Raw genomic sequence first — 3,127 nt, forward strand, 5'->3', positions numbered from 1 at the left:
CACCTGGATCAATACGGCGCTGCTCTTCACCGAGAACTACATCTCGCGCGGACGCGGCGGGCTGGCCTTCCCGGGGCGCGGACGCATCGGCTTCGCCGACTACCTGTACTTCTCGCTCGCCGTGCAGATGACGTTCGGCACCTCCGACGTCGTCATCACCGACCGCTCAACGCGGCGCAACGTCACGGTGCACGCGGCGACCGCGTTCGCCTTCAACACCGTCATCATCGCGATGATCGTCTCGCTCCTCGTCAGCGGATGAGCGCGCGGCGGATCCGGGCGTTCGCCGCGACGATCCGCAGGATCCCGTCGGGCAGCCGCCGTGGCGCCCTCACTCCGCGGACGGCGCGTCGCGGCTCCACGGTGCTGTCGCGTGCGGAATGCGCCAGCGGAACCGCAGCGACGCGACCCGGAACGCGAAGACGAACCCGGCCACCGCGAGGCCCGCCAGTGAGGAGTACCAGCCCAGTTCCCACAGCACCGCGACGAGCGCGGCGCCGATGATCGCCGGCACCGCATACAGGTCGTTGGGGTTGAACAGCTGCGGAACGCGGTTGGCCACGACGTCGCGCAGCAGGCCGCCGCCGACACCGGTGGTCACACCGAGCACGGTCGCCGAGACCGAGTTCAGGCCGGCGTTGAGTGCCGTGACCGTGCCGGTCGTGCAGAACAGGGCGAGGCCGCCGGCGTCGAACACGAGCAGCGTGCGCCGGAAGCGCTGCACACCCCGGGCGAGCAGATAGACCAGCAGCGCCGCGAGCACGGGCGGAACCAGGTTGATCGGTTCGTCGAAGGCAGCCGGCGGCGCGCCGATGATCAGGTCGCGGATCACACCGCCGCCCAGACCGGTCAGGGCGCCGAGCAGCAGCGACCCGACGAGGTCGAACCCGCGGCCCGCGGCCAGCAGGCACCCCGAGATCGCGAAGAAGAAGGTGCCGAACAGGGTGGCCACAAGCGCCCAGGTCACTTCGCCGCCTCGTGCGCGTCCGCAGTTCTCATGCTCATCAGACTGCTCCCCGCCGCGCGCGGGCGCAACATCCCGCCGTACGGGCGCGCTGCGAGCGCGGTCGGCAGCGATGGCGCCAATATGCTCGGACCATGACGATCGATGAACGCGGATCAGCCTCCCGACAGGGCACGCCCGCCATACGGAGAACGCCCCACGCGATTGCGCTCGAGCAGGCCATGCGATCCGATCGCTGATCACCGACGAACACCGTCTCGCCAACGAAGAATCCCCCGCGAGCCCTGTGATTCCAGGGCCCCGCGGGGGATTTCTGCTGGCGGTGGCGGTGGGATTTGAACCCACGGTAGGGGGTTACCCTACACAACATTTCGAGTGTTGCACCTTCGGCCGCTCGGACACGCCACCGAGATCAAGCTTACGGATCGGTGACCAGCGCGCAAAATCAGCAGGCTGGGGATCGGCTGAGGGTCAGGCGCGGAATGCACCCGCGAAGATCGCGCCGAACGCCGGAAAATGATCGATTGTGATCTATATGAGCCAAACGAACCTTGACGTTCGTTTGTGTTTGCCTATTGACTGGGTCGCGCAGTGAAGCAGCTTTTCGCGTCCATCGCCGGGCGCACAGGCCGAGCGGCATCGATGCCGCAGACCCACGGAGACATCTGACATGACCTCGATGAGACGACCACGCATGCATGCCCGCAGCAGATCCTGGTGGAGGGGCGGTGCGGCCGGCGTCGCGTCGGCGCTGATCGTCGCCACAATCGCGGTGCCGTACGCCGCGAACGCCGCGGCCGGAGAGGATCCGGTTGCGATCGACGTGACCGGCGCCGACATCGCGGCCGCGGCGGAGAACCGCAATGGGCTCACGTTCAAGGGCTTCGGCGTGCTCTCGGCGAACTCGACGAGCGCCCTGCTGATGGATTACAAGGCCGAGCAGCCCGAGAAGTACTGGGAGCTGCTGACGACGCTCTACGGCGGTGAACACCCGATCATGAACACCGTCAAGATCGAGATGGGCAACGACCGCAACACCTCGACCGGGCCGAACGCCGCCACGATGCGCAGCCGCGACGAGTACCCGAATGTGCTCCGCGAGCCGGGATTCCAGTTCGCCGCCGACGCGCAGCTCGTCGCCGAGGGCGACATCCACCTGAGCATCCTCCGGTGGGCCACGCCCGCGTGGGTGGCCGACAAGGCCGACGAGTACATCTGGTTCAAGAACACCGTGCTCGCGGCATATCGCGAGTACGGCATCATGGTCGACTCGATCAATCCCGATTACAACGAGACGCACGATCCGAAGGCGTCGGTGTACAAAGAGTTCTCGGCGAAGGTGGCCGCAGACGAGGCGGGATACGAGGGCGCCACGAACGAGGATCCGAACAATGGCTACTCGTCACCCGAGGAGAAGGCGCTGTTCCAGGCGGTGCGCACCGTCGCGGGGGATACCGTCGGCACGCCGCCGACCACGTTCGGCGACCAGCTGACCGATCCCGACGATGCTTCGCTGCGCGATGCCGTCGACATCATGGGCTTCCACTACAGCAGCGCCGACGACCAGAACGCGAACATGACGAAGGCCGCCGAACAGCTCGACATGGAGGTCTGGAACTCCGAGGGGCAGGCGACCTTCTCGAACTCGGCCGACCGCCCGCACAACACGCACGACGACGAAGCCGGCGGCACCGGAACCGGCATCGGCGGCACGAACAGCGCGCTCGAGATGGGCAACTGGATCACGACCGGGTTCGACGCATCGCGCCGCACGATGACGATCTACCAGCCCGCCATCGGATCGTTCTACGACGGGTTCCAGTACTCGTCGAAGGAGCTCGTCAGCGCTCGCGACCCCTGGTCGGGGTGGCTGTACTACGACGCCGGGCTCGCCGTTCTGCAGCACTTCACGCAGTTCGCGCAGCTCGGGTGGGAGAACGAGACGGGCGACGCCGACGCGAACGGCATCTGGCGCGCGATCCCGCAGGCCTCGGACAGCGAGCTCGGCCAGGGCAACCCGCCGAGCGGTGCGCGCGAGGGCGGCGACTCGTACACCACGCTCGCCGCCCCGGATGCGTCCGACTTCTCGACCGTCATCATCAACGACAGCTCCTTCACGCGCACGTACGAGATCACGGCGACGGATCTCGACCTCGACGACGA

Annotated in this window: 3 protein-coding genes and 1 tRNA gene; 2 read left to right on the plus strand and 2 right to left on the minus strand. The window is 67.2% G+C overall.

Features of this window, described 5'->3' with window-relative positions; translation table 11 throughout:
• Positions 1-262, plus strand: a 262-nt coding sequence (locus K8V11_RS08325; RefSeq protein WP_303912650.1) for a DUF1345 domain-containing protein, incomplete at its 5' end; no start/stop codon positions are given.
• 69 nt (positions 263-331) lie between these two features.
• Here the strand turns inward: K8V11_RS08325 and K8V11_RS08330 are convergent.
• A complete protein-coding gene (locus tag K8V11_RS08330; protein ID WP_303912653.1) occupies positions 332-967 on the minus strand; it encodes a trimeric intracellular cation channel family protein in 636 nt (211 codons plus the stop codon).
• 314 nt (positions 968-1,281) lie between these two features.
• Positions 1,282-1,372, minus strand: a tRNA-Ser gene (locus K8V11_RS08335).
• 271 nt (positions 1,373-1,643) lie between these two features.
• On the opposite strand from K8V11_RS08335, the gene K8V11_RS08340 reads away from it, so the two are divergent.
• Positions 1,644-3,127 (plus strand): hypothetical protein (locus K8V11_RS08340; protein ID WP_303912655.1); only part of this gene is annotated, 1,484 nt, incomplete at its 3' end.

This window comes from Dietzia timorensis (assembly GCF_020742175.1).
Taxonomy (GTDB): Bacteria; Actinomycetota; Actinomycetes; order Mycobacteriales; family Mycobacteriaceae; genus Dietzia; species Dietzia timorensis_A.